The organism is Rhodanobacter sp. ANJX3 (genome assembly GCF_014200755.1).
Lineage (GTDB): Bacteria > Pseudomonadota > Gammaproteobacteria > Xanthomonadales > Rhodanobacteraceae > Rhodanobacter.
The window spans coordinates 979,387-1,006,252 of sequence record NZ_JACHCM010000001.1; the positions used below are offsets into that span (position 1 = coordinate 979,387).

Annotated in this window: 27 protein-coding genes; 7 read left to right on the forward strand and 20 right to left on the reverse strand. The window is 64.6% G+C overall.

The window, feature by feature from the left end:
* Positions 1-40 precede the first annotated feature (40 nt).
* Entirely contained in the window at positions 41-1,423 is a 1,383-nt protein-coding gene (locus HDE76_RS04280) for a HAMP domain-containing sensor histidine kinase (RefSeq protein WP_184505606.1), read from the reverse strand.
* A complete protein-coding gene (locus HDE76_RS04285; RefSeq protein WP_184505608.1) occupies positions 1,420-2,106 on the reverse strand; it encodes a response regulator transcription factor in 687 nt (228 codons plus the stop codon). The genes HDE76_RS04280 and HDE76_RS04285 overlap by 4 nt, the downstream gene beginning before the upstream one ends.
* Before the next feature lie 198 nt (positions 2,107-2,304).
* Between HDE76_RS04285 and HDE76_RS04290 the strand changes: the two genes are divergently transcribed.
* A complete protein-coding gene (locus HDE76_RS04290; protein ID WP_179477028.1) occupies positions 2,305-2,808 on the forward strand; it encodes a Spy/CpxP family protein refolding chaperone in 504 nt (167 codons plus the stop codon).
* Positions 2,809-2,876: 68 nt separating this feature from the next.
* Here the strand turns inward: HDE76_RS04290 and HDE76_RS04295 are convergent, their stop codons facing one another.
* Together HDE76_RS04295 and HDE76_RS04300 are read right to left on the reverse strand one after the other, a co-directional pair.
* On the reverse strand, positions 2,877-3,050 hold the full coding sequence (locus tag HDE76_RS04295) for a YXWGXW repeat-containing protein (protein ID WP_179477029.1): 174 nt from the start codon (positions 3,048-3,050) through the stop codon (positions 2,877-2,879).
* Positions 3,051-3,160: 110 nt separating this feature from the next.
* On the reverse strand, positions 3,161-4,519 hold the full coding sequence (locus tag HDE76_RS04300) for a formimidoylglutamate deiminase (protein WP_184505744.1): 1,359 nt from the start codon (positions 4,517-4,519) through the stop codon (positions 3,161-3,163).
* A gap of 156 nt (positions 4,520-4,675) precedes the next feature.
* Between HDE76_RS04300 and HDE76_RS04305 the strand changes: the two genes are divergently transcribed.
* The 3 genes from HDE76_RS04305 (at position 4,676) to hutI (ending at position 9,267) form a co-directional block, all read left to right on the forward strand.
* Entirely contained in the window at positions 4,676-6,244 is a 1,569-nt protein-coding gene (locus tag HDE76_RS04305; protein WP_179477030.1) for a bifunctional GNAT family N-acetyltransferase/carbon-nitrogen hydrolase family protein, read from the forward strand.
* 251 nt (positions 6,245-6,495) lie between these two features.
* A complete protein-coding gene (locus HDE76_RS04310) occupies positions 6,496-8,007 on the forward strand; it encodes a chloride channel protein (protein ID WP_343205655.1) in 1,512 nt (503 codons plus the stop codon).
* A 24-nt stretch (positions 8,008-8,031) separates the two neighbouring features.
* Positions 8,032-9,267 carry an imidazolonepropionase gene (gene hutI / locus HDE76_RS04315; protein ID WP_184505611.1) on the forward strand — a complete coding sequence of 412 codons (1,236 nt, stop codon included), beginning with the start codon at positions 8,032-8,034 and terminating at the stop codon, positions 9,265-9,267.
* A gap of 38 nt (positions 9,268-9,305) precedes the next feature.
* Here hutI and lpxK read toward each other — a convergent pair whose 3' ends face one another.
* The 14 genes from lpxK to HDE76_RS20935 form a co-directional block, all read right to left on the reverse strand.
* A complete protein-coding gene (gene lpxK / locus HDE76_RS04320; RefSeq protein WP_184505613.1) occupies positions 9,306-10,304 on the reverse strand; it encodes a tetraacyldisaccharide 4'-kinase in 999 nt (332 codons plus the stop codon).
* Positions 10,305-10,312: 8 nt separating this feature from the next.
* Positions 10,313-12,121 carry a lipid A export permease/ATP-binding protein MsbA gene (gene msbA, locus HDE76_RS04325; protein WP_184505615.1) on the reverse strand — a complete coding sequence of 603 codons (1,809 nt, stop codon included), beginning with the start codon at positions 12,119-12,121 and terminating at the stop codon, positions 10,313-10,315.
* Positions 12,118-12,549 carry a biopolymer transporter ExbD gene (locus HDE76_RS04330; protein ID WP_184505617.1) on the reverse strand — a complete coding sequence of 144 codons (432 nt, stop codon included), beginning with the start codon at positions 12,547-12,549 and terminating at the stop codon, positions 12,118-12,120. Before HDE76_RS04330 ends, msbA begins: the two co-directional genes overlap by 4 nt.
* Before the next feature lie 10 nt (positions 12,550-12,559).
* Positions 12,560-13,204: a MotA/TolQ/ExbB proton channel family protein gene (locus HDE76_RS04335; RefSeq protein WP_184505746.1), complete on the reverse strand. Its 645-nt coding sequence runs from the start codon at positions 13,202-13,204 to the stop codon at positions 12,560-12,562.
* Between the two features lie 150 nt (positions 13,205-13,354).
* Complete coding sequence (locus tag HDE76_RS04340; RefSeq protein WP_184505620.1) at positions 13,355-15,679, reverse strand: DNA internalization-related competence protein ComEC/Rec2; 2,325 nt, start codon at positions 15,677-15,679, stop codon at positions 13,355-13,357.
* 140 nt (positions 15,680-15,819) lie between these two features.
* Entirely contained in the window at positions 15,820-16,548 is a 729-nt protein-coding gene (gene lolD, locus HDE76_RS04345; RefSeq protein WP_184505622.1) for a lipoprotein-releasing ABC transporter ATP-binding protein LolD, read from the reverse strand.
* The gene (locus tag HDE76_RS04350; RefSeq protein ID WP_184505624.1) at positions 16,541-17,782 is read right to left on the reverse strand and encodes a lipoprotein-releasing ABC transporter permease subunit; all 1,242 of its coding nucleotides are present in this window, start codon (positions 17,780-17,782) and stop codon (positions 16,541-16,543) included. Before HDE76_RS04350 ends, lolD begins: the two co-directional genes overlap by 8 nt.
* A gap of 144 nt (positions 17,783-17,926) precedes the next feature.
* The gene (locus HDE76_RS04355; RefSeq protein ID WP_184505626.1) at positions 17,927-18,364 is read right to left on the reverse strand and encodes a protein YgfX; all 438 of its coding nucleotides are present in this window, start codon (positions 18,362-18,364) and stop codon (positions 17,927-17,929) included.
* Positions 18,336-18,605, reverse strand: a complete 270-nt coding sequence (locus HDE76_RS04360; RefSeq protein ID WP_179477133.1) for a succinate dehydrogenase assembly factor 2 — start codon at positions 18,603-18,605, stop codon at positions 18,336-18,338. The genes HDE76_RS04355 and HDE76_RS04360 overlap by 29 nt, the downstream gene beginning before the upstream one ends.
* Before the next feature lie 87 nt (positions 18,606-18,692).
* The gene (locus HDE76_RS04365) at positions 18,693-19,475 is read right to left on the reverse strand and encodes a succinate dehydrogenase iron-sulfur subunit (RefSeq protein WP_179477040.1); all 783 of its coding nucleotides are present in this window, start codon (positions 19,473-19,475) and stop codon (positions 18,693-18,695) included.
* Between the two features lie 146 nt (positions 19,476-19,621).
* Positions 19,622-21,409 (reverse strand): succinate dehydrogenase flavoprotein subunit, encoded by a 1,788-nt coding sequence (sdhA, locus tag HDE76_RS04370; protein WP_179477041.1) that lies wholly within the window; start codon positions 21,407-21,409, stop codon positions 19,622-19,624.
* 20 nt (positions 21,410-21,429) lie between these two features.
* Positions 21,430-21,819 carry a succinate dehydrogenase, hydrophobic membrane anchor protein gene (gene sdhD / locus HDE76_RS04375; protein WP_184505627.1) on the reverse strand — a complete coding sequence of 130 codons (390 nt, stop codon included), beginning with the start codon at positions 21,817-21,819 and terminating at the stop codon, positions 21,430-21,432.
* The gene (gene sdhC / locus HDE76_RS04380) at positions 21,816-22,211 is read right to left on the reverse strand and encodes a succinate dehydrogenase, cytochrome b556 subunit (RefSeq protein ID WP_179477043.1); all 396 of its coding nucleotides are present in this window, start codon (positions 22,209-22,211) and stop codon (positions 21,816-21,818) included. Before sdhC ends, sdhD begins: the two co-directional genes overlap by 4 nt.
* A 91-nt stretch (positions 22,212-22,302) precedes the next feature.
* Positions 22,303-22,407, reverse strand: coding sequence for a DUF1674 domain-containing protein (locus tag HDE76_RS20935; RefSeq protein WP_343205645.1), 105 nt, complete (start codon positions 22,405-22,407; stop codon positions 22,303-22,305).
* A gap of 196 nt (positions 22,408-22,603) precedes the next feature.
* On the opposite strand from HDE76_RS20935, the gene HDE76_RS04390 reads away from it, so the two are divergent.
* Positions 22,604-23,425 carry a folate-binding protein gene (locus tag HDE76_RS04390; RefSeq protein ID WP_184505629.1) on the forward strand — a complete coding sequence of 274 codons (822 nt, stop codon included), beginning with the start codon at positions 22,604-22,606 and terminating at the stop codon, positions 23,423-23,425.
* A gap of 492 nt (positions 23,426-23,917) precedes the next feature.
* A complete protein-coding gene (locus tag HDE76_RS04395) occupies positions 23,918-24,340 on the forward strand; it encodes a cell wall hydrolase (RefSeq protein ID WP_179477134.1) in 423 nt (140 codons plus the stop codon).
* A gap of 81 nt (positions 24,341-24,421) precedes the next feature.
* Here the strand turns inward: HDE76_RS04395 and HDE76_RS04400 are convergent, their stop codons facing one another.
* Both HDE76_RS04400 and HDE76_RS04405 read right to left on the reverse strand, forming a co-directional pair.
* Complete coding sequence (locus HDE76_RS04400) at positions 24,422-24,919, reverse strand: glycine zipper 2TM domain-containing protein (protein WP_184505630.1); 498 nt, start codon at positions 24,917-24,919, stop codon at positions 24,422-24,424.
* A gap of 27 nt (positions 24,920-24,946) precedes the next feature.
* Positions 24,947-25,552 carry a glycine zipper 2TM domain-containing protein gene (locus HDE76_RS04405; protein ID WP_179477046.1) on the reverse strand — a complete coding sequence of 202 codons (606 nt, stop codon included), beginning with the start codon at positions 25,550-25,552 and terminating at the stop codon, positions 24,947-24,949.
* A 172-nt stretch (positions 25,553-25,724) separates the two neighbouring features.
* On the opposite strand from HDE76_RS04405, the gene HDE76_RS04410 reads away from it, so the two are divergent.
* Positions 25,725-26,504: a TatD family hydrolase gene (locus HDE76_RS04410; RefSeq protein WP_184505632.1), complete on the forward strand. Its 780-nt coding sequence runs from the start codon at positions 25,725-25,727 to the stop codon at positions 26,502-26,504.
* Positions 26,505-26,866 lie beyond the last annotated feature (362 nt).

A 26,866-nucleotide genomic window follows, 5' to 3' on the forward strand; every position in this document is an offset into this window, starting at 1 on the left:
TGAAAATCCATCGACCCCGGGAAAGGCTTCAGATTGGAACCTAGAGCAGCGGCCCGCCGTTTTCTGCCGCGGCAAGCATCGGCAGCCGCAGAGTCACACGCAGGCCACCGCCGGGCACGTTCTCGGCGCGAATCTCGCCCCCGTGCACCTGCACCACACGCTGCACGATCGCCAGGCCCACGCCGTGGCCATCGGCGCGCACGGCGTTGCTGCCGCGATAGAACGGCCGAAACAGCGAGGCCAGCTCGGCCTCCGGCACACCGGGGCCATGATCGCGTATCGATAATTCGGCGTTGCCCTGCACCGCCTGCACGGCCAGCTCCACCACGCCGCCTACCGGGCTGAACTTGATCGCATTGGCGATCAGGTTGCCCACGGCGCGCTCCAGCAGCAGAGGGCTGCCGGTCATGAGCAACGGCGCACTGGCGTGCATTTGCAGCAGCACCTGGCGCACGCCCGCTTCCAGCTCGGCCTGCGCCACGCAGGTGCGGACCAGTTCGTCCAGATCCAGGCGCTCGCGGTTCATGCCGGGGATGCCGCCTTCCAGACGCGACAACGCCAGCATCTCGCCAGTCATGCGATCGAGCCGGTCGATCTCCTGTTCGGCCTGCAGAAAATACGGCTCGGCTTCGTCCGGACTTTGGCTGCGCTGAGCGAAATTCAGAATCAGGTGCAGCCGCGCCAGCGGCGAGCGCAGCTCGTGCGACAGATCCTGCAATACCCCGCGATCGTGCGCGACCAGCGCCTCGATGCGTTCGGCCATCGTGTCGAAATCGTAGGCCAGCTGCGCCAGTTCGTCGTGCTTGTCGCCACGACGGCGCCCTACCCGCGTCGAGAGTTCCCCGGCAGCCATGCGTCGGGTGGCATCGCGCAACGCCTCGACCGGCCGCGCCACGCTGCGTGCGACCCACCAGCTCAGCAGGCCGATGAGAACCAGCAGCAGGGTCAGCTGCACACCCCACAGAATCAGCTGCCGCGTCTGCGGCGCGATACGCGCATGCGAGCGGCTCAGTGCCACCAGCTGGCGCGCGCGGCCATCGTCCCCGGTAACCTGCTGCACGGCGACGTAAAGCCCCGGATACGGGTGCAGCACCACGTCCTTGTCGGCATCGAGCCAGCCCGACAGCGAGCGTTCGATCGAAGGATGCAGGCGGATCGGCGACAACGGCTGGCCTTTTTCGTACAGCGTGGCCTCGATGCCATCGTTTCGCTGCTGCATCGACCAGTCGGCCAGCGCGTTGACGCCGCCGCTTTCGTAAGCCACGTCGGCGCTTTGCGCCAGCGCGACCCAGTCGATTTCCTTGGCCGTGGTGTAGTCGATGAAACCGCGCGTCAGCAGGCTGCCCAGAAAAAGCACCAGCAGGTTGCCGATGCCGAACCACAGCAGCAGCCGCCGATAGAGCGAGCTCTTGAACGGGCTCACGGCGTGCTGACCACGAGCACGTAGCCGGCGCCGCGCACGGAGTCGATATGCGGCGCTTTCGGCGAGGCTTCGGCCAGTTTGTGGCGCAGACGGCTCACATGCACATCGACGCTGCGATCGAAGCGCTCCAGCTCGCGGCCCAGGGCGAAGCGCGTCAGCACCGCTTTTTCGACCAGCTCGCCGGCGCGCTGCGCCAGCGCCTGCAGCAGCATGTATTCGGCGCCGGTGAGCGAGATTTCGTTGTCGTCGGCAAAAGCGCGGCGCTCGCCCGGCAGCAGGCGCAGCACGCCTACCTGCAATACGCCCGCCATGGCCGGCGTATTGCGCCGCAGCTGCGCGCGCACGCGGGCGAGCAGTTCGCGCGGCAGGCACGGCTTGGACAGATAATCGTCGGCGCCCAGCTCCAGACCGACGATGCGATCGACCGGCTCGCCGCGCGCGGACAGCATGATCACCGGCAGGCGGTACTGCAGGCGCAATTCGCGCAGCGTTTCCAGCCCGTCGCGGCCCGGCATCATCACGTCGAGAATCAGCAGATCCGGGCGCTGCGCGCCGCTGTGCAGATGCGTCAGCGCGGTGGTGCCGTCGTGCGCGACATCCACCTCGAAACCTTCGCGCTGCAGGTAGTCGGCCAGCAGGCTGCAGAGGGCGCGGTCGTCGTCGACTATCAGGATTCGGGACATGGTGCTCGGATGCTTATGGCAGCGAAGATGTGACGGTTAGTGGTGTGAAATGCCGACAAGATAGGGCAACAGCTAAGCGGCAGCGCGTGCGCAGCACCACGTGCTTTACCCATCTTTACCACGCGGCAAAGAACATATACGCGGGGGTGCCGTCCAATATACGCAACAAACCACCCCCACAACTCGAAGGAATTACCTATGCGCAAGAGCACTTCACTCCTCCTGGCTCTCACGGCGGCCGTGTCCTGCACGACGCTTGCGGTTTCCGCACAGGCCGGTGGTCCGCAGGGCGGCTGGCACGGCGGTCACGGCCACAGCCAGTTCATGGCCTTGAGCAAGCTCAACCTCACCGACGCGCAGCGCGCCAGCATCAAGCAGATCATGCAGACCAGCTTTGCGCAGAACAAAACGCAGCGTCAGGCCCTGCATCAGCAGCGCGAAGCCTTTGAGGCGATGACGCCGGATCAGGTCGGCTACCAGGCCGCCGCCGCCAGCCTCGCCACCGCCGAAGCGGCCGCCACTCAACAGCGTGTGCAGCAGCAGGCCACCATCCGTGCCCAGGTCTATGCCGTTCTGACCAGCGCGCAGAAGGCACAGTACGCCACCCTGAAGGCTCAGCAACAGGCTCGCAAGGCGCAGTGGGAGCAGTTCAAGGCTGCCAACCCGGTCTCGAACACGGCCCCGACCTCGTCGGCGCAGTAAGCTCAAGCTATCGGGCAACACGGCGGCGCCAGCGATGTAGCCGGCGCCGCCGACCGTCGAACGACAGCTCAGCGATAACCCCAGTGGCCGGCGACCCAGACATGCTGCGGCGCCCAGTAACCGCCGATCCACACGCGCTGATGATATGGGCGAGGCGGCGGCACCACGATGCAGCCCGCCAGCGACATGGCGCCGCCCAGCAGCGCCGCACCTAACAGTACGGTAGACATGAATCGACGCATGGCAGCACTCCGGTAGCAGGATGTGAGGCCTCCAACGCATGCGCCGGATTTACCGATGACAAGACAGCGAACGCCGCGCTATCTGCCGTTCATCTGCACAACTCACGTACCTACGCCGCGTTCGATGCCAGCCCCGCCACGGTTTCGCGGTAGCGCGCCGCAATGCGCTCCTCGTCGCGATGACGGAAATCGCGCACCACCCATGTGCCGCCACACATGACATGGCGCACCAGCGGCGTATTGCCCGCGAACAGGAAACTGTCGATCACCGACTGCGTATCGCGTGCCGCCAGCAGCGGCGAGTTTTCGTCCAGCACCAGCAGATCGGCACGCGCGCCTTCGCGCAGTTCGCCGATGGGGAGCCCCGCCGCCTGCGCGCCGCCGCTCAGCGCCGCGCGCCACAGCGTTTCGCCCACGCTGGCGCCTGGCCGGCGGGCGCCGATATTGCGATGGCGCGAGGCCAGCCGCTGGCCGTATTCGAGCCAGCGCAGCTCTTCGACCGGCGAGATCGAGATATGCGAATCCGAGCCGATACCGAGCCGGCCGCCCGCGTCGAGATAATCCGCCAGCGGAAACAGGCCATCGCCGAGGTTGGCCTCGGTGGTCGGACACAGGCCGGCCACCGCGCCGCTGCCCGCCAGCCGCGTCGTTTCGGCGTCGGTCAGATGGGTGGCGTGGACCAGGCACCAGCGCTCGTCGACGGCCGCGTTGTCCAGCAGCCACTCGACCGGACGTGCGCCGCGCAGGGCAAGGCAGTCCTGCACTTCGCCGATCTGTTCGGCGACATGAATATGGATCGGACACTGCCGAGCTAATTTATTCGCCAGCACCTCATGCATCGCCTCGGCCGGCACGGCGCGCAGCGAGTGCAGCGCGATACCGACACGCAGCTGTTCGTTTTCATAGGACTGCAGCGATTGCAGCAGACGCAGGTAGTTGTCGACGCTGTTGCCGAAGCGGCACTGCCGCGGCGCCAGCGCGCGGCCGTCGAACCCGCCGCTGATGTAGAGCACCGGCAGCAGGGTCAATGCGATGCCCGCCTCGCGTGCCGCCTCGATCAACGCCAGCGACATCGCCTCGGGCTGCGCGTAGGGCGTGCCGTCGCTCTGATGATGCAGGTAATGGAATTCGCAGACCTGGGTGTAGCCGGCCTTGAGCATTTCCACATAGAGCTGGGCGGCAATCGCCTGCAGCGATTCGGGGCTGATCGCCGCCGCGAAGGCGTACATCACCTCGCGCCACGACCAGAAACTGTCGTCGATGCGGCTGCGGCGCTCGGCCAGGCCGGCCATGGCGCGCTGAAACGCGTGCGAATGCAGGTTGGGCATGCCGGGCAGCACCCATTTACCCAGCGGCTGCACGTTGGTGCTGCCGGCAGCCGCGATCAACCCGTCGGCATCGACGCCGAGGCTGGCATCGCTCTGCCAACCCTCGACGCCCCAGATGTGGCCGGCGCTGTCATTGCCCATAAGTGCGTGATCGCTCACCGCGTTTACTCCATAGATAGAACCCGATGTAAAACCGAGCCGAAGCCGATCGGCCATGCGGACGATGCAAGCCGTTGAGGCAAAAGTGTAACCGGCGCGGTCGCCTTCACTTCACTTTCGCTGCGGCATAATCGCCAAATGGCCAAGAAAACTAGCGAACTCAACCCCAAACTCCTGCTTCGTCTGGCAACGCCGCAAGACGTTCCACAGCTCGTTGACCTCACGGCGCGCATCTACACCGCCGAGTGGGGCCACTCGGCCGAAATGCTGCGCTCACAGCAGACCCACTTTGCCGAAGGCCAGTTCGTCGTGGAATACGAGGGCAACGTGGTCGGCTATTGCGCCACGTTTCGTATCGACGAAGCGACCGCGCTGGCACCGCATACCTGGATGCAGATCACCGGCGGCGGCATGGGCTCGCGCCACAAGCCCGACGGCAACTGGCTGTACGGCATGGAAGTGGTGGTGCATCCGGATTTTCGCGGCATGCGCATCGGCCAGCGGCTGTACCAGGCGCGCAAGCGTCTGTGCATGGATCTGAAACTGCGCGGCATCGTGTTCGGCGGCCGCATCCCAGGCCTTGCCAAGGCCATGCCGCGCTACGGCAGCGCCGAGGCCTACGTGCAGGCCGTAGTGGAAGGCAAGCGGCGTGATCTGACGCTGAGCTTTCAGCTGTCCAACGACTTTGAGGCGATCGGCGTGCTGCGCGCGTACGCGCCGTCGGACTACGACTCACTCGGCTACGCCGTGCACATGGTCTGGCGCAATCCGCAGCTGCTCGATCATCCGGACATGCCGTCGATCCCCTCGACCCAGCACATGCCCGACTCGGTACGCGTGGCGTCTGTGCAGTACCAGCAGCGCAAGATCGCCTCGTTCGAGGAGTTCGCCACCCAGGTGGAATATTTCACCGACATCGCGGCGGACTACAACGCCGATTTCGTGACCTTCCCCGAGCTGATCACGCTGCAGCTGCTGTCGATCGAAAACACCGAGCTGTCGCCGGTGGAATCGATCCGCAAGCTCAGCCAGTACACGCCACAGGTCAAGGAGCTGTTCGGCCGTCTGGCCGTCCACTACAACATCAACATCATCGCCGGCACGCATCCCACCGAACAGGCCAACGGCGACATCCACAACGTCTGCTATGTCTGCCTGCGCGACGGTTCGATCCACGAGCGCGAGAAGCTGCATCCGACCCCAAGCGAGCGCACCGTCTGGAGCATCACCGGCGGCGACACGGCGGCGACGGTGCAGACGGACTGCGGCCCGATCGGCGTGATGATCTGCTACGACTCGGAGTTCCCGGAAGTGGCGCGCCACCTCACCGACCAGGGCGCGCTGATCCTGTTCGTGCCGTTCTGCACCGACGTGCGCGAGGGCTACCTGCGCGTGCGCTACTGCTCGCAGGCGCGGGCGATCGAAAACCAGTGCTATGTCGTGCTGTCGGGCAATGTCGGCAACCTGCCCGGCGTGAACAACTTCGATATTCAGTACGGCCAGAGCTGCATCCTCACACCCAGCGATTTTCCGTTCGCGCGCGACGGCATCGCCGCCGACTCCACGCCGAACATCGAGACGGTGCTGTTCGCGGACCTGCGGCTGGAAAGCCTGGCGCGCGCGCGCAACGCCGGTGCGGTGCAGAACCTGAAAGATCGTCGTTTCGATCTGTATGAGATGCGCTGGCACACCAAACCGCTAAGCTGAAGCGACGCGCGCCTTGCGGCAGACCCCCGTTGCTGACTGGACCCGTCATCCCGGCCTTCGCCGGGATGACGAACTCATCGGCATGACGAACCCATACCGCTTTTGTGTGACTACCGCAGGCCTACCCTCGCCAGGTCTGCGATAATCAACGGATGACCGACGCTACCCCTCCCCGCTCCAATCCAGCTGACCGGGACGGAGCCGGTCAGGTGCCTCCGGTCACCCGCTCATCCAATCCGCGCCTGCAGGCCGTGCTGGGACACGAGTTTTTCGCGCCCCAGCAGTGGAAACGCCGCATCGCCCTGTGGGCCGGCGCGCTGCTGGTGGCGTTGGCGGCGATCGTGTTCGCCAAGGCGAGCGACTGGTCGTATCACCTGTTTCAGCGCATTCTCACGCACGGCATCTGGATTCCGCTGATCATCACGCCGGCGGTCTTCGCGCTGCTGGCCTGGGTCACCGAGGGCAAGCTGCGCGCCACGCGCGGCAGCGGCATTCCGCAGGTGATCGCCACGCTGCATATCGAGGACGAGGGTTTTCGCCAGCGCATGCTTGCTCTGCCGATTGCGGCGGGCAAGATGATCCTCACCCTGCTTGCCCTGGCTGTCGGCGCGTCGATCGGCCGCGAAGGCCCGACGGTGCATGTGGGCGCGGGCATTTTCTATTCGCTGGGCAAGCGCTTCGGCTTCGACGATCCCAAGGCCGCCTCGCGCTTCATTCTCGCCGGCGGTGCGGCGGGCATTGCGGCCGCCTTCAACACGCCGCTGGCCGGCGTGGTGTTTGCGATCGAGGAACTGGCCGGCACGTTCGAGCACCGCTTCAGCGGCCTGCTGCTGACCGCCGTGATCGTCGGCGGCGTCGTGTCCTTGGGCATCATGGGCAACTACGCCTACTTCGGCCGGGTGGAAACCCTGCTGCCGCTGGGCCACGCGTGGCTGGCCGTGCTCTGGTGCGGCGTGATCTGCGGCCTGCTCGGCGGCCTGTTCGCGCGCCTGATTCTGCTCAGCCGCAACGGTCCGTTGGCTTATATCGGCCGGCTGCGCGCCCGCGGGCCGGTGCTGTTTGCCGGCGGCTGCGGGCTGGCACTGGCCGTGCTCGGCGTACTCACGCACAACTCGGTGTACGGCACCGGCTACGACCAGGCACGCGCCTTCGTGCAGGAGGCCGCGGTCACGCCGGGCCAATCGTTCGGCATTGCCAAGCTGCTGGCCAACGTGGTGTCGTATTGGGCCGGCATTCCCGGCGGCATCTTTTCGCCGGCGCTGGCCGTAGGCGCCGGCATCGGCCACAACATTGCGACATTCCTGCCTAGCGTGCCCGCCGCGTCGGTCGTGCTGCTGGGCATGAGCGCGTATCTGTCCGGCGTCACCGGCGCGCCGCTGACCTCCGCGGTGATCGCGATGGAGCTGACCGACAACCAGGACATGGTCATTCCGATCATGGCCTCGTGCCTGCTCGCCCGCGCGGCCGCCTCGCTGTTCTGCCCCACGCCGGTATACAAGGATTTCGCCGAGCGCATGGTGCAGGATTTCGAGAAGCAGCAGGCCGCTCAAGCCGAGACCACGGAGAAAGCTCGTCTCGAGGCCGAGGCAATGCAGCATGTCGGCAACACCACGGCGTTCGACGAACCGGCCGGACCCGTTGTCGATGAAGCCGACGCGGATGAAGGCCATTCGGATGAACTCGACGAGCTCGATGCGGAAGCACCGACCGAAAAGCATGGCCTCGATGAAGAACCGCCAAGCTCACCGCCCAAAAACCACTAACGTCGTGATGGAATCCGTCGACGCATGAGCACGCCGCGCTGGGATCGATTGCTGATGAACGCCACGCTGGCAAGCTTTGCCGGCGACGTTCCCTATGGCCTGATCGAGCGTGGCGCTATCGCACTCCACCACGGCCGCATCGCCTGGATCGGGCGCGTGGACGCACTGCCGGATGCGCCGAACGCGCTGGCCTCCAGCGTGGAATCGGTCGATGGCGCCCTGATCACGCCGGGGTTGATCGACTGCCACACGCATCTGGTGTTTGCCGGCGACCGCGCCCATGAATTCGACCTGCGCCTCAATGGCGCCAGCTACGAGGAGATCGCCCGCGCCGGCGGCGGCATCGTCTCCAGCGTCGGCGCCACGCGCAGCGCGTCCGAAGACCAGCTGTATGCGCAATCGCTGCCGCGCGCACAGGCGCTGCTCGCCGACGGCGTGACCACGCTGGAAATCAAATCGGGCTATGGCCTGAATCTGGAAAGCGAGCGCCGCATGCTGCGCGTGGCGCGCCGACTCGGCCGCGAACTCGGCATCACCGTGCGCACCAGTTTCCTCGGCCTGCATGCGTTGCCGCCCGAGTACACGGATCGTCGCGACGACTATGTCACCCTCGTCTGCGAGGAGATCCTGCCGGCGCTGGCGGCGGAAAAACTGGTCGATGCGGTCGACGCCTTCTGCGAGACCATCGGCTTCAGCCACGCGGAAACGCGCCGGCTGTTCGAGCGCGCCAAGGCACTGGGCCTGCCGGTGAAACTGCATGCCGAACAGCTGTCCGATATGGATGGCGCCGCGCTGGTCGCCGAATACGGCGGCCTGTCGGCCGATCATCTGGAACATCTCAGCGAGTCCGGCATCCGCGCGATGGCGGCGGCCGGCACGGTCGCCGTGCTATTGCCCGGCGCGTTCTATGCGCTGCGCGAAACCAAGCTGCCGCCGATCGAGCTGCTGCGTAAACACAGCGTGCCGATGGCGATCGCCACGGACTGCAACCCCGGCACCTCGCCCCTGCTGTCGCTGCGCCTGGCTGCCGGCATGGGCTGCACCCTATTCCGACTGACGCCGGAGGAAGCGCTGCGCGGCGTCACCGTCAACGCGGCGCGCGCGTTGGGCCTCGCCGATCGCGGCACGCTGGCCGTCGGTCAGCGCGCCGACCTCGTCGTGTGGAACGCTCGCCAGCCGGCCGAACTCTGCTACTGGATCGGCGGCGATCTGGTACGACAGGTATGGCTCGCCGGTGAGGCCGTGTCTACCGCCGGCTGACTACCGCGCAAGCTTGCATAAGCATCGCGCCCTTCAATCTACGACAAGCGGCGGCGACCGCCCTGTACGCGAACGATGCGCTCGACCAGCGCCGCATAAAATGTCTCCGGGAGGTCGGCACGCACCGGCACGCGCCACCATTGCGGCTGGGCGAAGCCGCGGCATTTGACGGCGTCCTTGTCGGTCATCAGCACCGGCAGATCGTTCGCAAAGTCCATATCCGCCGGGACAAAACGGTGGTGGTCGGCAAACGCATGCTCGATCACGTCGATGCCGACGCTGCGCAAGCTGTCGAAGAATCGCCGCGGGTTGCCGATCGCCGCCACCGCGTGCACGCGCTGCCCTGCGAAGGTTTGAAGCGATTCACGTCGATCGCCGGCCAGCGACACGACCTGCCCACCCTCGAGCCGCATCGGGTATTCGCCGTCGGCCGCGCTGCCGCCGTTGCAGACGCGAAGATCCACGCGCTGCAGTCGACTCATCGGTTCGCGCAAGGGACCGGCCGGCAACAGCCGTCGATTGCCGAAACGACGCACGCCGTCGATGACGCAGATTTCCACGTCGCGCGCCAGGCGATAGTGCTGCAGGCCGTCATCGGCGACGACGAGATCGCACCCCGCATCGAGCAGCCGCTGCGCCGCTGCGGGGCGGTCGCGGCCCACCGCTACCGGTACGCCGCTGGCATGGATCAGGCAAGGTTCGTCGCCCACCAAGGACGGATCAGGCGCTTCGCCGAGCAACATCGGCTCACGCTGCGTTCCGCCGTAGCCGCGGCTGACCACGCCCGGCCGAAAGCCCTGCTTGCGCAGCTCGTCCACCACGGCGATAGTCAACGGCGTCTTGCCGGTGCCGCCGATGCTGAGGTTGCCGATCACGATAACCGGCACCGGCAAGGCGATGCTGCGCAGCACGCCGGCTCGATAGAGCGCATGGCGCAGGCGCATGACGGCACCATAGAAAATCGACAGCGGGCCCGTCCACCACGGTGCGCGACCGCTGCCGTACCAGGCTGATTCGAGCGTATCGATCAGCGCCATGACGAGCCTCAGATGCCCAAGGGCTGGTCGACCGGTTCACCGGCCGAATCGGTCGCTTGATCGTGGAACTGCATGCGATGCAGCGCCGCGTAATGGCCGCCCAGGGCGATCAGCTCCGCGTGGGTACCGCGCTCGACGATGCGGCCCTGATCCATCACCGCGATCTGATCGGCGTGCTCGATGGTCGACAGGCGATGGGCGATCACGACGGTGGTGCGGTCCTTCATCAGCCGCTGCAGCGCCTGCTGGATCAGCCGCTCGGATTCGGTATCGAGCGCACTGGTGGCTTCGTCCAGCACCAGGATCGGCGCGTTCTTGAGAATGGCGCGCGCGATCGCGATGCGCTGACGCTGGCCGCCGGAGAGCATGTTGCCGCTCTGCCCGATCTGCGTCTGCAGGCCCTGCGGCAGGCGCGAAATGAATTCCATCGCATTGGCCGCCTCGGCCGCGGCAACGATATCGAACTCGCTGGCGCCGGCCAGTTCGCCGTAGGCGATGTTGTTCGCGATCGTGTCATCGAACAGCATCACGCTCTGACCCACCCATGCAATTTGTTTACGCAACGATGTGAGCGTGTAGTTCTCGTAATTCGCGTCGTCCAGCACGATACGTCCCGTCGTCGGCTCATAGAACCGCGGCAGCAGACTGACCAAGCTACTCTTGCCGCTGCCCGAACGGCCGACCAGGGCCGTTACGGTGCCTGCCGCACAGTGCAGATCAACGCCGCGCAGCGCGTGCCAGCCATTGCGCGGATACACCAGCCCCACGTTGTCGAAACGAAGATCGCCACGCGTCCGCTGAAGTTCGATCGTGCCACGATCGATTTCCGGCGGCAGGTCGATCACTTCGAAAATATCTTCGGCGGCCGAAATACCGCGTTGAATATTCGACTGCACCGAGGTCAGACGCTTGAGGGATGCCAGCATGGCGCCCATGGCGGTGAGTACGGTAAAGAACGTACCCGGTGAGATCTGGTTGATCACCTGCGGACGCGTACCGAGAAATACCAGCACCGCCAGCGCCGTCGACGCGACGATCTGCACGGTCGAGCTGGATGCCGCATTCGTCGCGGTGATTTTCAGATTGAGCCGGCGGGTGTTTCTGGTGACCTGTTCGAAACGGCTGGCCTCACGCGCCTGACCTCCGTAGATGCGCACTTCACGATGCGCGCCAACCGATTCCTCCACCGTACCGGTCACCGAGCCCATGCTGCCCTGGATGCGGCGGCTGATCTGTCGATAGCGGCGACTGACCACCGTGGCGACGAGCGCGATCGCCGGCACCATGATCAGCAGAGACAGCGTCAGATACGCGCTGTTGTAAAGCATCACGGAGAGCATCGCGGCGACGGTGAAACCGTCGGTGATGGCCACCTTGGCGGCATCGGTGGATGCCGACGCCACCTGCTCGCTGGTGTAGGTGACGCGCGATACCTGCTGGCCCGAGGGTTCGTTGCCGAAATACGGCGCAGGCAGTCGGAGATAGGCTGCAAATACGTCCCGCTGCATGGCCTGCACCACGTGCCGGCCGATATACGACACGCCATAGTCGCTGGCGAACGTACCGAGCGCGCGCACGTAAAAAATCGCGATGATCCAGATCGGCATCCAGAAGATCCAGTAGGCATCTTTCTGCGCGAACAGCTTGTCGATCATGTTTTTCAGCAACTGGTTGAACAGCGCCAGGCCGCCGCCGTCCAGCAGCATGCCGACGATAGCCACCAATGCGATGGGCCAGTAGCGCGCGGAGTATCCGAGCAGTCGTCGATAGACCTGCCGACTATGGGCGTTCCAGATGCCGCCCTTGCGTTGGCTCACTGCGCGTCGTCCAGTTGCGTCGGCGTCGTAGCGATCGACAGTCGGGTAAAACCCAGCTGGCCCAGCGCATCCATCGCGGTGACCACGTTCTGATGTGCCGTCATGCCATCGGCGCGAATGGTGACCTGGCGATCGCGGTCGGTGCCGGCGATGCGCGCGATGGTCTGCTTCAGCGGTTCGATGCCTTCGCCCATCACTTCGTCGCTGCCGACATAGAACTTGCCGTCGCGATCGACCACGATGGTGAGCGCGGGCGCGCTGGTGTCGTGATCCTGCGAGCTGGCCTTGGGCAGCGTCACCTGCAGATGCGTGTGCTGCACGAAGGTGCTGGTGAGCACAAAGAACATCAGCAGGGTCAGCAGCACGTCGATCAACGGAATCACGTTGATCTCGAAATCGTCCTGGCGGCGGTCGTTACCGATACGCATGCGTGCGCGCTCAGCCGGCGCTCGGCGCGGCGGGCGCCGGGCTGCGGCGCGCGCGGGGCGCGGGCGTGGCCGTAAGCGTCAGATCGTCGAGCAGCGCGGTGGCCTGTTTTTCCATCTGCACGCAGTAACCCGCCACGCGCGAACGGAAGTAACGATGCAACACATAGGCGGGAATCGCCACGGTGAGGCCCGACGCCGTGCAGATCAGCGCTTCGCCGATGCCACCGGCCATCTTGGCCGGATCGCCGATGCCGCCGGCCATCACTTCCATGAACATGCGGATCAGGCCGATCACCGTGCCGAACAGGCCCAGCAGCGGACCGATCAGCGCGATGGTGCCCAGCGTGTTGAGGTAGCGCTCCATCCGATGCACCACGTGCCGGCCGGTGTCCTCGATGCGCTCCTTGATCAGTTCGCGCGGGCGATTGCGCACCGCCAAGGCGCCGGCCAGCAGCTCGCCCAGCGGCGAACCGGCGGCCAGCGCGTCGATATGCGCCGGATCGAGCTGACCCGAACGCGCCCATTCGCGCACCTCGTCGCCGAGGCCGACCGGCAGCACCGCGCTGCGGCGCAGGGTCCAGCAGCGCTCCAGCACGATCGCCAGGGCAATCGCCGAACAGATCAGGATGGGCACCATCGCCCAGCCGCCAGCCATCAGGATTTCCAGCACGTCTCGACCCCGTCGCAGCAACGATTTGATGAGCGCGCATGATAGCAGTGTCGCCCGCAGCGACTGCGGCGTGCTCGGCATCCTGCGAACCGCGCCCTGCTCGACCGCACGTTTCGACAGGCTTTGGCTCACTGCCTATTCGCGCCAATAGCGCGTTTCGCGAAATCGCCAACCCTGCCGCCGCTGCGCCGGGCCGTTCGCCGGAAAATCCAGCGGTATCGCGCCCTGCTCGGCCGTATTGAAGACCGGTATGCTCGCCGCCGCATAGCGCGCCAGCGTGTTCGGCCGGGGATGGCCGAAGCGATTGCGCCAGCCCGCCGAAACAACCGCCAAGGTCGGCTGGATGCCAGCGATGAAACGTTCGCTGGACGAACCGCTGCTGCCGTGATGGGGCACCAGCATCACCGGCGGCACGCCCCGATCCATCGCGGCAAGCACCTGCGGCTCTTCCTTGACGCTGATGTCGCCGGTCAGCAGCAGCCGCCCGCCGCGGCCTTCGACCAGCAGCACGCAGGATCGATCGTTGTTCTTCGCCGACTTTTTAGCGTTGCCCGCGCTGGTGCCAGCTTGGTCGAAGGCTGGATTCAACACGCGAAAACGCACGTCGTCCCATTGCCACGACTGCCCGGCCGCACACTGCTGCATGGGCAGCATCATGCGCTCCGGCTCGCCTGCGTAGCGTGGCGCGTCGGGAAAGGCGTCGGCGACGGACTGCGCACCGCCGGCGTGATCGTTGTCGCCATGGCTGATCATCAGCATGTCCAGCCGGTTCATGCCCAGCGCGTGCATCGATGGCAGCACCGTCGACTCGCCCAGATCGAACCCCGACGGATAACGTGCGCCGGTGTCGTACACCAGCACGTGCCCGCGTGTGCGCAGCACCACCGACAGGCCCTGCCCCACGTCGAGCACCCAGGCCTGGAACGCGCCTTCGCGCGGCGGTTCACGTGGCGGCAGCAGGAGCGGTAGAAACAGCAGCGCGCCAAGCCAGCGCATCGGCACGCCACGCGGCAGGAACAGCCACAGCGCGCCCACCAAGGCCAGCAGCATCGCCCACGGTTGAACGGTCGGCAGATACCAGTGCGCGCCCGGCCAGTTCGCCATCGTTTCCAATAGCCACCACTGTGCGTGCGCCAGCTTCGCGGCAAGCCACAGCACGGGCGCGGCCAGCGGCGGACAAATCGCCATCGCCAGTACGCCGACCAGTGCGCACGGCACGATGACGAAGCTGATCACCGGCACCGCCAGCAGGTTGGACAACGCGCCCACCAGCGACGCCTCGCCGAAAAACCACAGGCTGAGCGGCAGCAGCGACACCGTCATCACCATCTGCCCGGCCGACAGCTCGTGCGCAAACGCACGCAGACCCCGGCCGCGCGCCTGCAGGCACAGCATCAGAAACGACACGCCGACGAAGGACAGCCAGAATCCCGGTGCCAGCACGCAGAGCGGATCGACCAGCAGCATCGCGATCATTGCCAGCGCCAGCGACTGCGCACCGCTGCCGCCGCGACGGCTGCAGCGCGCCAGTGCCACGACGGCAATCATCAGCAGCGTGCGCACCGTGGGCAAACCAAAACCCGCCAGCGCGCTGTAAACGCCGGCCACCAGCAGCGCCGCGCCGGCCTGCGCCTGCGGCCGCGGCAGTCGGCATCCCAGGCGCGGCCAGATCGCATACGCCAGCAGCGCCAGCCACACGCCAAACACCGCGGCCACGCCGACGTGGAAACCGGAAATGGCGATGAGATGCGACACGCCGTTGGCACGCGCGACGTCCCAGTCGCGTTGCGCCAGCCCGCGCGTGTCGCCGACCGAAAACGCCTGTAGGAGGGCCGCGTCGTGCGGATCGCCGACGCGTTGGGCAATGCCGCGCGAAATCGCATTGCGCACGCCGTCGATGCAGAGCGACGGGTCGCCCACCGGCGCGTTCTGCGGATCGTCCCGCACATAGCCGGTGGCCACTACGCCGCGCTCCAGCGACGAGCGTTCGCTATCGGCGCCGCCGGGATTGAGCAGACCGCGCGGGCGCTTGAGCCGTAGCAACAGATGCCAGCGCGAACACGGCTCGATCGACGGCGCGCCGTTGTACCAGGAGACGTTGAGGTGCCCATGCAATGCGATGGGCTTGCCATCCAGCGTCGCGCGCTCGACGTGCAAAACGAATGACGTCGCATCGCTGCGTGCCTGCGGCAACTCGGCGATGCGGCCGACGACAGAGAAGTCCTGACCCTCCAGCGCGCGCGGCAAGCGCGCGTCCATACCGGCCGCACCACGCCAAGCGGCCCAGACGACACCCAGCAGCACACAGGACAGCCAGCGCCAGCGTGGATATCGCCCACCGAGCAGCAGGGCAGCGAACACCATCGCCACAAGCCATCCATTCGGTGGCAGACGCGGCAGCCACTGAACGAACAGCACGCCACCCAGCAGCATCAGCGCTGCGATAACCGCCGTCGGCATTGTCGTGCTTCGCGCCACGCGGCTTGCTCCGCATCGTCCGTGATGGCGACGAGCCTAACGCGGCAAGCCGCGGCCGGAGGACGAAATGCGTGTAGGCGATGGCCGCGCGGGCTCACGACGACCCGCTCGGCTCGATGGCGTCAGGCGCGAACGTTTTCCTGCAGCACGCCGTTGTGCAGGGTCAGCGTGCGGTCCATCCGCGCGGCCAAGCGGCTGTCGTGCGTAACCAGCACGAAGCTGGTGCCGATCTCGCGATTGAGCTCGAGCATCAGCGCATAGACCTGGGCGGCATTGGTCTCGTCGAGATTGCCGGTCGGCTCGTCGCCCAGCACGCACGCCGGGCGGGTGACCAGCGCGCGCGCGACCGCACAACGCTGCCGCTCGCCGCCGGACATCTCCGACGGTTTGTGATGCGCGCGTGCGCCCAGACCGACGCGCTCCAGCAGCGCGGAGGCCTGCTTCTGCGCTTCGCCGATCGCGGTGCCGCGAATCAGCAGCGGCATACAGATGTTTTCCAGCGCAGTGAACTCCGGCAGCAGATGGTGGAACTGATAGATGAAACCGAGCGAGCGATTGCGCACCCGGCCGCGCTCGGCGTCGGAGAGTTTCGACAGCACGCGGCCGTCCACCTCCACTTCGCCCGCGGTCAGCGTGTCGAGACCGCCGATGATGTGCAGCAACGTGCTCTTGCCCGACCCGGAGGCGCCGACGATCGACATCGTCTCGCCACGCTTCAGGGTAAAGCTGACGTCGCTCAGCACGTCGGTGCGCAGGCCGCCTTCGTCATAGGTCTTGGCGACGTGGCTGGCGCGCAGCACAAAGTCGCTGTTCGTGGTGGTCGATGAAGCGTTCATGGCGGTCTTATTCATAGCGCAGCGCCTGGGCCGGCTGCGTGCGGGAGGCGCGCCAGGCCGGATACAGCGTGGCCAGCAGCGAAAAGGCAAACGTCAGCAAGGTGACCCACATCACGTCGTGCCAGTCCAGCCGGCTGGGCACCTCGCTGATGTAGTAAACGTCGGGCGAGAGAAACGTCACGTTGAAGGTGTGCTCGATCCACTTGATGATGCCGGGCAGCTTCCACGACAGCAGCGACCCCAGGCCCACCCCGAAAGCGATACCGACCACACCGACCAGCACGCCCTGCACCATGAACATGCCCATGATGCTGCGCGGCGTGGCGCCCAGCGTGCGCAGGATCGCGATGTCGGCCTGCTTGTCGGTGACCAGCATCATCAGCATCGAGATCAGGTTGATGACCGCCACCAGGATGATCAGCGAGAGGATCACGAACATCACCATCTTTTCCATCGACAGCGCGGCGAAGAGATTGGCGTTGGTGTCTTTCCAGGTCTGCACGCGATAGACCTGTCCCAAGGTGTCGGCCAGTTCGCGAGCGACAGGGCCGGCGTTGAACAGGTCGTCGAGCTTGAGGCGAATGCCGCTGGGGCCGTCGAGGCTGTTCAATTTTTCTGCGTCGCCGATATTGACCAGCGCGAGGCCCGAGTCGAACTGCTCCATACCCATCTCGAACACGCCGACCACGTGGAAACTTCGAAACCGCGGCACGCTGCCCATCGGCGTCGCCCGCAGCTCCTGCACCGCCACAGTAACGCGATCGCCCACAGTGACGCCCAGCGACAACGCCAGCTCCTTGCCAAGGACGATGTTCCAGCTATCCGGCGTCAGCTCGGCGAGCGAGCCTTGCACCATGTGCTGGCCGATATCGACCACCTTGGACTCCTGCGCCGGATCGATGCCGCGCAGAATGGCGCCGCTCGAATGCTGCGCGCTCAGATAGGCCTCGGTTTCCACATACGGCGCCGCGCCCAGCACGTGCGGATTGGCCTCGGCCGTTTTCAGCGCACGCGGCCAGTCCTGCACGCTTTCGTTGATGCCGGAAATGGTCGCGTGCGATACCGCGCCCAGGATGCGGTCGCGCATCTGGAAATCGAAGCCGTTCATCACCGACATCACGGTAATCAGCGCAATCACGCTGATCGCAATGCAGACGATCGACACCGTCGAGATAAACGAAATGAACTGGTTGCGCCGCTTGGCGCGGGTATAACGCAGGCCGATAAAGAGTTCGAGCGGTCGGAACATGGCAACCTGATCTGTGGAGCCGAGAGGGTAAAGCCGATCAACCGGCCATCGAAGCAGCATCACGGTAACCCATAGACCGCGCCGACGCGGCAGAGTGCCCGAAGCGGCCGGGACCAGCAAGTCGGTCGGTCACCGGCATGAACGTCAAGCGCGCGCCGACGATGCCTCCGGCTGCAGGGTCGCCAGCCGCATGCGCAACCGGCGACGAATGTCGGCGTCGCTATTGTCCGGCGCCAGCAGCAGGCTATGCGTACCGTGCTGCGCCGTTTTCAGCCGCAGCAGCACCAGCGCCCCAAGCACGCGGAAAGACCCCAGCGTGGCCGGAAGATCGTCATGCGAGGTCATATGCAGCGTCCAGCTGTCGTCGGCACCCCAGCCAGCGGCCGATACGGACGACTGCGTAATCGGTCGAATCGTTCGCACAGCGGCCACCAGCACCACCGGCGACAGAAGAATTTTCATCCACCATGTCAGCGCACTGAGCAACAGCGCGAGCACGGCAAGCCCGGCAACCACCGTCAGCACCCGCCGATACCCGGGCGAAGGCCGGTATTCAAAGCCGATGGCGGGTGCGGATGTCATCGATGATGACCTGCCAGTCCTGGCGCTCCGGCCGCGCGTGGCCCATCACCCAGTCCCACAGATCGGGGTCCTGCGCATCGAGCAGTTCGTCGAAGGCCTGCTGCTGGGCGGCGTCGGCCGTGGCGAAACGCTCGTCCAGCCAGCCGCCGAACAGCGCATCGAGTTCACGCGTGCCGCGTCGGGTGCGCCAGCGCAGCCGGTTGAGTCGGGCCTGCTGCGGTATTGCGGTGGTTTCGTCCATCGCGGCAGTGTAGCGGCCGCCGCCCTCGCCAAACAGCACAGGCCGCACGAGGCGGCCTGTTCCGACAACGCGTGAGGCGATTGGCCGTCAGGCCGAGCGACGCTCGACCATCAGCTTCTTGATTTCCGCGATCGCCTTGGCCGGGTTCAGGCCCTTCGGGCAGGTGCGCGTGCAGTTCATGATGGTGTGGCAGCGGTAGAGCTTGAACGGGTCTTCCAGATCGTCCAGACGCTCGCCGGTGACTTCGTCGCGGCTGTCGACGATCCAGCGGTAGGCCTGCAGCAGGATCGCCGGGCCGAGGTATTTGTCGCCGTTCCACCAGTAGCTCGGACAGCTGGTCGAGCAGCAGGCGCATAGGATGCACTCGTACAGGCCGTCGATCTTCTTGCGCTCTTCCGGCGACTGCAGCCGCTCGCGATCGGGCGCCGGGCTCTGCGTGCGCAGCCACGGCTTGATCGAGGCGAACTGCGCGTAGAAGTGCGACAGATCGGGCACGAGATCCTTCACCACCGGCATATGCGGCAGCGGATAGATCTTGACGTCGCCGGCGGCGCAGTCGGCCGAGGCCATGGTGCAGGCCAGCGTGTTGGTGCCGTCGATGTTCATCGCGCACGAGCCGCAGATACCTTCGCGGCAGGAACGGCGCAGGGTCAGCGTGGGATCGATCTCGTTCTTGATCTTCAGCAGCGCGTCCAGAACCATCGGGCCGCACGATTCCATGTCGACTTCGTAACTGTCGATGCGCGGATTTTCGCCGTCGTCCGGCGACCAGCGATAGACGCGGAACGTGCGCGGCTTTTTCGCGTTCTTCGCCGGAAAATGCTTGCCGGGCTTGATCTTGGAATTTTTGGGTAGCGTGAACTCGGCCACGATTGCCTCACTTGGTTTTTGCGTTCGTCCTTGAACGCGAAGAGCAAAAAGCGGTCGTCCTTGGCCGCACTGTTCAATGATTTTTGCATTCGTCCTTGAACGCGAAGAGCAAAAAGCGGCCATCCTTGGCCGCACTCTTCAATGCTTCAATACACGCGCTTCTTCGGTGGCACGACCTCGACCTCGTCGGTCATGGTGTACATGTGCACCGGGCGATAGTCGAAGCGGGTCTTGCCCGCGTCGTCCACCCAGACCAGCGTGTGCTTCTGCCACTCGTGATCGTCGCGGTCGGGGAAATCCTCGCGCGCATGCGCGCCGCGACTTTCCGGTCGCTGCAGGGCCGAATGCATGGTGGCCACCGACTGCGCCAGCAGGTTGGACAGCTCCAGCGTCTCGATCAGGTCGGAGTTGAAGACCATCGAGCGGTCGCTGACGCCGACATCGCTGAAAGAGTCGTAGACTTCGGAGATCTTCTGGCTGCCTTCGCTGAGCGTCTCGCCGGTGCGGAACACCGCCGCGTCTTTCTGCATGGTCGCCTGCATGGCCGCGCGGATCTTTGCCGTCGGCGTGCTGCCCTTGGCATGGCGCAGGTTGTCGAAGCGGGTGAGCGCCTTGTCCAGCACGCTGGCCGGCAAATCCTTGTGGGCAGCGCCCGGCTTGATGATCTCGGCGCACTTGTGCGCGACCGCGCGGCCGAACACGACCAGATCGAGCAGCGAGTTGGAGCCCAGACGGTTGGCGCCGTGCACCGACACGCAGGCCGCCTCGCCGATGGCGAAAAGGCCCGGCACCACGGCGTCGTTGTCGTCGCCCTTCTTGGTCACGACTTCGCCGTGATAGTTGGTCGGGATGCCGCCCATGTTGTAGTGCACGGTCGGCAGCACCGGGATCGGCTCCTTGGTGACGTCGACACCGGCAAAGATGCGCGCGCTTTCCGAAATGCCCGGCAGACGCTCGTTGATCACTTCCGGTCCGAGATGCATCAGGTTCAGATGGATATGATCCTTGTCCTTGCCGACGCCGCGGCCTTCGCGGATTTCGATCGTCATGGCGCGGCTGACCACGTCGCGCGAGGCCAGGTCCTTGGCGTTGGGCGCATAGCGCTCCATGAAGCGCTCGCCCTCGGAGTTGGTGAGATAACCGCCCTCACCGCGCACGCCCTCGGTAATCAGGCAGCCCGCGCCGTAGATGCCGGTGGGATGGAACTGCACGAACTCCATGTCCTGCAGCGGCAGACCCGCGCGCAGCACCATGCCGCCACCGTCACCGGTGCAGGTATGCGCCGAGGTGGCGCTGAAGTAGGCGCGACCGTAGCCGCCGGTCGCCATCACCACGGCCTGGCCGCGGAAGAAGTGCAGCGTGCCCTCATTCATGTCGAGTGCCAGCACACCGCGGCAGACGCCCTCGTCGTCGAAAATGAGATCGATGGCGAAGTATTCGATAAAAAAGGTGGCGTCGTGCGCCAGCGCCTGCTGATACAGCGTGTGCAGAATCGCGTGACCGGTACGGTCGGCCGCGGCACAGGTGCGCTGCGCGGTGCCCTTGCCGTAATGCGTGGTCATGCCGCCGAAGGGGCGCTGATAGATCTTGCCCTCCTCGGTACGCGAGAACGGCACGCCGTAGTGTTCCAGCTCGATGATCGCGGGAATCGCCTCGCGGCACATGTACTCGATCGAGTCCTGGTCGCCGAGCCAGTCGGAGCCCTTGATCGTGTCGTAGAAGTGGAAGCGCCAGTCGTCCTCACCCATATTGCCGAGCGCGGCCGAGATGCCACCCTGCGCCGCCACCGTGTGCGAGCGTGTCGGAAACACCTTGGAGATGCAGGCCGCTTTCAGGCCTTTCTCGGCCAGGCCAAACGTGGCGCGCAGGCCGGCGCCGCCGGCGCCGACGACGATCACGTCATACTCATGCTGCTGGATCTTGTAGCTTTCCATCGAATCGTGGCTCCCGCGTCTCAGTGGGTCAGCGCAATGCGCAGCACGGCCAGCACGCTCGCAAGCGCGCCCAGGACCGCGAGAAACTTGATCAGCACCAGCGAAAGAACTTCCTTCCAGCGCGTGTGCACATAATCTTCAATGACGACCTGCAGGCCCAACACGGCGTGCCAGAACATGGTCACCAGCAGCACGATCAGCAGCAGCGCATTCCACGGCTTGGCGACCGTGGCCAACGCCGTGGCGTAGTCCGCATGCAACAGACCGAGCACCGTGATGACAAACCAGATCAGCAGCACGACCAGCGCTGCCGCCGTCACGCGCTGCGTCCACCAGTGACCGACGCCCGACTGGGACGAACCGAGGCCGCGAGCGACCTTCAACGGATTGCGTAAATCCTTGGCGGTCATACCGCACCTCCTGCCGTCAGCACATAAGCCCAAACCGCAGCCGTAAGTACGAGGCTCAGCACTACCGACAGCCAGCTCGAGCGAACGAACTGCGCAATCGCATAACCCGCGCCGGTGTCCTGCACCAGATGACGGATGCCGTTGCACAGATGATAGAAAAGCGCCCAGGTCCAGCCGACCAGCAGGATCTCGCCGACCGGATTGCCGATAATGTTCTTGAATTGATCGAAGCTCTCGCGACCGGCGGCCAGATGAAGCAGGCCTGCGACCACCAGCACGGTGCCCACCGCCAGCGCGATGCCTGTCGCGCGATGCAGGATGGAACTGACCATCTGCACTTGCCACTTGTAGATCTGAAGATGCGGAGAGAGCGGGCGTCGCGTATCTGCCATGGCGGCTATCCTAAAAATGGAATCGCTGATCCATGCCGACCTTGTCACTGCTGATTACGTGATTACGCAAGAACAGCGCCCTCACGTTCAATCAGAAGTCGATGCAGCGTCCGTTCTTTTCCCAGTCGCCGTAGCGCGTGGGGTCAAGAGCTGGCCGTGTCACCGGCGCTTCGTCCGGTACCGGTGTTTTGGTCACGATAGGCTGTTCCGCTGGGACGGAGGCAGGCTTTGACTCAGCTGGCGTAAAGGTGTCGGACATGATTGGGTTACCTCGCAAATCTTAATGCTTGCCGCACTGCCGCACAACTACGGGCCGCATCCTGCGTCAATTGCTACGTCCTGGCGCCACTCCCTTGTAGGCAAGAGCGCCTGCCCCAATCCAGAGCACAACCATGACGAAACTTTACCTCGCAGAAATCGTACTGATCGAAGGCCCCGACGCGATCGCGTTTGCGCAAGCCCAGTTCAGCAGCAACGTCACCGCGCTCGCCGTCGGGCGCTGGCAGTTCAGCGCATGGCTCGACCCACAAGGACGGGTCAAGGCATTTTTCCATCTCGCTCGCCTATCCGACGATGGGCTGCTGCTGCTGTTGCGCGGCGGTTACGCCGCCGAACTCGTCGAGGCGCTGAAGCGTTTCATCTTTCGTTCGAAACTCACGCTGACCGCGCTAGCGCCTCGAAGTCTTTCGGCAGGTTCCGCACTGCCGCTGCACGAGGCTTTGCAAAGCGATCGGGAAAATCTTCTGCTGGGTTGCGATACGCACAGTTTGCGAATCTCTACCGAGAGCATCGGCGACAACGCATGGCGTCTTGCACAACTGCGAAACGGTTGGCCGTGGTTGCCGCCGTCGCTATTGAATGAACTGGTGGGGCCTGCGCTGTCTCTGCATCGGCTGCATGCCGTCGAAATCGACAAGGGCTGTTACCCGGGTCAGGAAATCGTCGCTCGCCTGCACTATCGCGGCGGCAACAAAAAGCATCTTCATCGCATCGAGATCACGTCGCCGGAACATTCTGCAGCATGCATCGCCGGCGACATATTGCGTGTCGGTGCGAATGAAAAAATCTGGCTGCTCGATGTGATTCACCACGACGCAGGCGTAGAAGCACTCGCGGTGATGAACGACGGTGTCCTTCCCGCAGCCGTCGATGGAACCATCGAGTGTTCTGACGATCAAACCCGCGTTCGTGTTCTCGAAACGTGGAGCGCTTGAACATTTTTCGATGCCGCGATGTCTTGCGAACATCCAAAATTCAAGGTGAACGAAAACGCGTGAAAATCGATTTCACCTTTGCCGGCACTTGCCATCGGAGAAATCCGCCACTACGCTCCGCCAACTCTTGAAAAGCGACGCCAAGAAATAGCGGCATCGAAATCACGCGACGAACCGGAAGAATCCGAATCGGCGCGACCCGACACTGAACCGTCGGATGGCATAACGCATCGCATCAGCGATTGCAGAGAAGTTGCAGGAAGCGCAGCGAAGAACGCAGGCGCACCGTTGGCAACATTCACCCCGTCGGCATCGAAACGCCGAACGGACGCCACAATCCCGTGGCAAAGCGCTCAACCGCTTGTTCAGGTTGAAGCGATTGATCCAGATGGAACGGCCCGCCAGCCCGTCCATCGCAATGGCGCGTTGAAGCAGACAGTCCGCTTCGACGCGTACAGCACGTTGGAGGCAGAACGACCCATGAAGTTATCAATGCTGTTGTGGCTGACATCTCTCATGCCACAGCCGGTTGCGGATCAGGCCTGCCTGGCCACGACCGTGTATTTGGAAGCGCGCAGTGAACCCGTCAATGGACAATTGGCCGTTGCCGAAGTCGCCATGCGACGACGCGATCGAGGCAGTTGGGGCGGCACTATTTGCCAGGTTGTCAGCGCACCGCACCAATTCGCCATCACCACGACGCCCGGCTCTTTCGACGTTTCCAATCTCGACGCTTTTCACAAGGCCTGGCAGGTTGCAGGAAAGTCCATGCAAAACTGGCAGCTGCCGGTTGCGCAGCGAAAGATGCTGGTACCGCGAGCCGATCACTTTGCCACCGTGGCAGTCAATCCAGCCTGGTCGCGCAATCGTCACACGATCACCATCGGCGAACACGCTTTTTACGCCGTGAACTGATCGACAAAATTCAACCCATAAAAAAGCCCTCGAATGAGGGCTTTTTATTTGGACGTCTAGACGTCCATTCAATCAATATTTTTATTGCGGATAGACGTGACCGTCGCGAATCAAAACATACGCACCGGTAGGAACACGCGGATCTTCGCGCTGGGTCACGGTCGCGTACTGACCGTTATCCATGCGTACCACGATGCGCCAGGCCGTGCCGCCACCGCCGCCATCGCTGTTCTTGCCGATCTGGTTGCCGACAACGCCGCCACCGACCGCGCCCACGACGGTAGCCGCCGTGCGGCCGTCGCCCTTGCCGATAGTACTGCCCAGCACGCCGCCGGCCACCGCACCGATCACTGCGCCCAGCGTGCCACCGTTGCTGTTGCCACCGCCCTGCACGTAAACCTGATCCACCTGCTGGACGACGCCGCAGTTCTGGCAGCGCGTGGTGTATGTGGTGTATCCGGGACGCTGCTGGTAGCCGCCGTACTGGGGCGTCGCGCAACCGGCCAGCGCGGCACCTGCCGCCATGACCAGGGCCAGAGGAAGCTGGAAGGAGCGTGATTTCGTGGGAGTCGTTTTCATGGTTGTCTTCACGGTTGTTGAGTCGGATTAGCGAGCGTCGGAAACAGCGGTAATGCCCTGCTGAACCATGACGCGATCGCCCGGATCGTGATCCATGCGAACGGTTCGGGTGACACCGTTGTAGACATAGTGAACATCGTAAGCCACCACCTTGCTGCTGGCGTTATCGACGGTGTCGCACTGGCGCTGCACGGTCTGCGTCACCTGACCCTGCTGATGGGCCGCCTCGATGCGGTTGCCCGCGTAGCCACCGCCGACTGCGCCGGCCACCGTGGCAAGCGTGTTGCCACGACCGCCACCGACCATGTGACCGAGCAGGCCACCGGCCACGGCACCGATGGCGGTACCGGCGATGCGGTGCTCGTCGCGCGGCGGTGCGGTGTGCGTCACCACACGGTCATGGCAGACGCGCTGCGGATCGTTGATGGACTGACGCACCGGCTCCACGCTCACCACCTGCGCATACTGCGGGCCGTTGTCGGGTGCCGGCGCGGCGGCCACGTTGCTGCCGTTGGACATCGCCGCCGCATCACTGGAGGTATCGGCCGCCGCATTGCGATTGCAGGCTGACAGCCCCAACGCAAGCGCGGCGGTGATGGCGATATTGAGTGTGTTGATCATCAGCCTGTTCATTGCTATCTCCCATGTTTGTTTGAGTAAATGGTCTGAAGCCAGGTAACGCCGAAGCAATTACTTGCGCCACTATTGAACGGTTATACAACTGAATCGGGGCTAGACCGGTTTAACTACATAATTTTCACGCAAGCTTAGCTTTTTGCATTGCCTTTCAGGTCGCCGAAAAATCATGCTCGAACTTGCCGACAGCCATGTCCACCTCGATGCCGACGCCTTTGCCGATGACCGCGATGCGGTGGTCGCTCGTGCCCTGGATGCAGGCGTCGCCACGATGGTGCTGCCTGCCGTCGATGCCGCCAGTTGGCCCGGCATAAGAACTTTGGCGGCGGCCAGCCATCACATCTATCCGGCCTATGGCCTGCATCCGATGTATCTGGCGAATCACAGACCTGCCCACCTCGATGCGCTCGCCGACTGGCTAGCCCACGACGAGACGGTGGCGGTGGGCGAAATCGGACTAGATTTTCATGTGGAAGGTCTCGACCCCCAGCTGCAGCGCGACTATTTTTCCCGCCAGCTGAAGCTGGCCCAGCAGTTCGACCTGCCCGTGATCGTGCATGCCCGCGCCGCGCTGGAGGAAATCATCCAGACTCTGCGCCGCTGTCCCGGACTGCGCGGCGTCGTGCACAGCTTTTCCGGCAGCGAGCAACAGGCGCAACAGCTGTGGCAGATGGGTTTTCACCTCGGCATCGGTGGGCCGATAACTTACGACCGCGCGCAGCGCCTGCGCCGTATCGTGGCGTCCATGCCGCTTGAATTCCTGTTGCTGGAAAGCGATGCGCCCGATCAACCGGACGCCGCGCACCGCGGCCAGCGCAACGAACCCGCGCGCATCGTCGAGGTACTGCGAAGCGTTGCCGCCCTGCGCACCGAAGCCGAGTCGGTGATCGCCGCAGCCACCTGCGACAACACGCGCCGCCTTTTCGACCTCGATCGCGCAAAGCGCTAAGAGCCTGTTCAAAGCCCCTAGCTCGCGCTGTCTCTCCATGGCAGCCAAGTCCATGGCAGCCAAGTGATCGTGCGTGGCATTACGCTTGCCTGGCCGGCAAGTTAAACCGCGCTGCCGCCTGGCGGCCACGGCGAGGCAACCCGCGGGGCCGGGTCTGTTTGCCCTCTTTCGGCGCCATCACCCGGTCGTGGAATGACGTCCATTCTCTCGTTTTTCCTTGGCCCGCGCGCCAACCGCCCCCGGCGCGGGCCAAGCGGAGACGTTGAACAGGCTCCAGAAGATTCTCGACCGACCGGCGGCCAGACGCTTGCGCAGCGGCCGCCGGATTGTTACCTTTTACTTCACCGATGAAATATAAGCTG

Excerpts from the sequence above, each read along its gene's own strand:
- hutI (WP_184505611.1), top strand. The coding sequence starts at position 8,032 with ATGAGCACGCCGCGCTGGGATCGATTGCTGATGAACGCCACGCTGGCA.
- lpxK (WP_184505613.1), bottom strand. The coding sequence starts at position 10,304 with ATGGCGCTGATCGATACGCTCGAATCAGCCTGGTACGGCAGCGGTCGC.
- sdhA (WP_179477041.1), bottom strand. The coding sequence starts at position 21,409 with ATGGAAAGCTACAAGATCCAGCAGCATGAGTATGACGTGATCGTCGTC.
- HDE76_RS04400 (WP_184505630.1), bottom strand. The coding sequence starts at position 24,919 with ATGAAAACGACTCCCACGAAATCACGCTCCTTCCAGCTTCCTCTGGCC.
- HDE76_RS04390 (WP_184505629.1), top strand. The coding sequence starts at position 22,604 with ATGACGAAACTTTACCTCGCAGAAATCGTACTGATCGAAGGCCCCGAC.
- sdhC (WP_179477043.1), bottom strand. The coding sequence starts at position 22,211 with ATGGCAGATACGCGACGCCCGCTCTCTCCGCATCTTCAGATCTACAAG.
- HDE76_RS04285 (WP_184505608.1), bottom strand. The coding sequence starts at position 2,106 with ATGTCCCGAATCCTGATAGTCGACGACGACCGCGCCCTCTGCAGCCTG.
- HDE76_RS04355 (WP_184505626.1), bottom strand. The coding sequence starts at position 18,364 with ATGACATCCGCACCCGCCATCGGCTTTGAATACCGGCCTTCGCCCGGG.
- HDE76_RS04350 (WP_184505624.1), bottom strand. The coding sequence starts at position 17,782 with ATGTTCCGACCGCTCGAACTCTTTATCGGCCTGCGTTATACCCGCGCC.
- HDE76_RS04360 (WP_179477133.1), bottom strand. The coding sequence starts at position 18,605 with ATGGACGAAACCACCGCAATACCGCAGCAGGCCCGACTCAACCGGCTG.
- HDE76_RS04290 (WP_179477028.1), top strand. The coding sequence starts at position 2,305 with ATGCGCAAGAGCACTTCACTCCTCCTGGCTCTCACGGCGGCCGTGTCC.
- HDE76_RS04395 (WP_179477134.1), top strand. The coding sequence starts at position 23,918 with ATGCTGTTGTGGCTGACATCTCTCATGCCACAGCCGGTTGCGGATCAG.
- HDE76_RS04300 (WP_184505744.1), bottom strand. The coding sequence starts at position 4,519 with ATGGGCAATGACAGCGCCGGCCACATCTGGGGCGTCGAGGGTTGGCAG.
- HDE76_RS04330 (WP_184505617.1), bottom strand. The coding sequence starts at position 12,549 with ATGCGTATCGGTAACGACCGCCGCCAGGACGATTTCGAGATCAACGTG.
- HDE76_RS04405 (WP_179477046.1), bottom strand. The coding sequence starts at position 25,552 with ATGAACAGGCTGATGATCAACACACTCAATATCGCCATCACCGCCGCG.
- lolD (WP_184505622.1), bottom strand. The coding sequence starts at position 16,548 with ATGAATAAGACCGCCATGAACGCTTCATCGACCACCACGAACAGCGAC.
- HDE76_RS04410 (WP_184505632.1), top strand. The coding sequence starts at position 25,725 with ATGCTCGAACTTGCCGACAGCCATGTCCACCTCGATGCCGACGCCTTT.
- HDE76_RS04295 (WP_179477029.1), bottom strand. The coding sequence starts at position 3,050 with ATGCGTCGATTCATGTCTACCGTACTGTTAGGTGCGGCGCTGCTGGGC.
- HDE76_RS04335 (WP_184505746.1), bottom strand. The coding sequence starts at position 13,204 with ATGGCTGGCGGCTGGGCGATGGTGCCCATCCTGATCTGTTCGGCGATT.
- sdhD (WP_184505627.1), bottom strand. The coding sequence starts at position 21,819 with ATGACCGCCAAGGATTTACGCAATCCGTTGAAGGTCGCTCGCGGCCTC.
- HDE76_RS04305 (WP_179477030.1), top strand. The coding sequence starts at position 4,676 with ATGGCCAAGAAAACTAGCGAACTCAACCCCAAACTCCTGCTTCGTCTG.
- HDE76_RS04340 (WP_184505620.1), bottom strand. The coding sequence starts at position 15,679 with ATGCCGACGGCGGTTATCGCAGCGCTGATGCTGCTGGGTGGCGTGCTG.